The organism is Paractinoplanes deccanensis (assembly GCF_016862115.1).
Lineage (GTDB): Bacteria > Actinomycetota > Actinomycetes > Mycobacteriales > Micromonosporaceae > Actinoplanes > Actinoplanes deccanensis.
Genome location: NZ_BOMI01000032.1, coordinates 1 through 901 on the forward strand (window position 1 = coordinate 1; position 901 = coordinate 901).

Annotated in this window: 2 protein-coding genes; both read right to left on the reverse strand. The window is 70.3% G+C overall.

Going from position 1 to position 901, the window contains the following annotated elements:
• Positions 1-93: 93 nt before the first annotated feature.
• Entirely contained in the window at positions 94-501 is a 408-nt protein-coding gene (locus Ade02nite_RS09170) for a VOC family protein (RefSeq protein ID WP_203761125.1), read from the reverse strand.
• Between the two features lie 219 nt (positions 502-720).
• Positions 721-901 (reverse strand): hypothetical protein (locus Ade02nite_RS09175; protein WP_203761126.1); only part of this gene is annotated, 181 nt, incomplete at its 5' end.

Genomic DNA, 901 nt, shown 5'->3' on the forward strand with positions numbered 1-901 from the left:
GGGACAGGGCAGCGAACCAGATCGGGCCGGGCGGGGCGAGCCGCGACCGGGGCGAGGCGGGATGCGCGCCGGCCCGGGCCGCGGGTGGGTGGGCTACTGGCCGGTGACGTTGACCATCCAGTGGATGCCGTAGCGGTCTTTGAGTTGGCCGAAGGTGTCGCCCCACATCTGCTTCTCGAAGGGGACCTCGATCTCCGCGTTGGGGGAAAGCTTGTCCCACACGTCTTCCAGGCCCTCGCCGGCGTCGCCTGAGAGGCTGCAGACGACGTTGTCGCCGAAGGTTGTGGTGGAACCGGGCGGGGCGTCGGCGGCCATGATGGTGTAGCCCTGCGGGGTGTCGAGGCGGCCGTGCATGATGCGGCCGGCGGCGGTGGGGTCGGGGGCGCCGAAGTCGCCGTAGGTGTTGATCGCTAGGTCGCCGCCGAAGACGGACTTGTAGAAATCGAGTGCCTCACGGGCATTGCCGTCGAAGGTCAGGTAAGGGTTGAGCTGGGAGGCCATCGCAGACTCCTTGGCTGGGCTGAATGACTGTCCCGGCTGACGCTAGACCCCACCTCTGACAGAAATCCCTCGAACGTGGGAGCCCGGCCGCATCGGCTCGCACGAATCGCACGAACCGCCGCGGGGGATAAATCCGACTTCGGAGAGCGCGGCGAAGAGGGGCGGCGCGGGAGAAGGCGGGCGGGCGCGAGAAGGCGGGGTGTCAAGAACGCGGGACGATCAGAGCGCGGCGGCAAGGAAGCGGAAGCGAAGAAGGCGGCGGGCGCCGAAGACCGGAAAGGGCCGCCAGCCCGCGGCGGGTGAGGACGGGATGGGAGGGCGGCGCGCGGTGGGTGCCGCCCTGGAGAAAGGGCGGCCGTCCGGCTGGAGAAAGGGCGGCCGGCCCGCTGGGTGGGTGCGG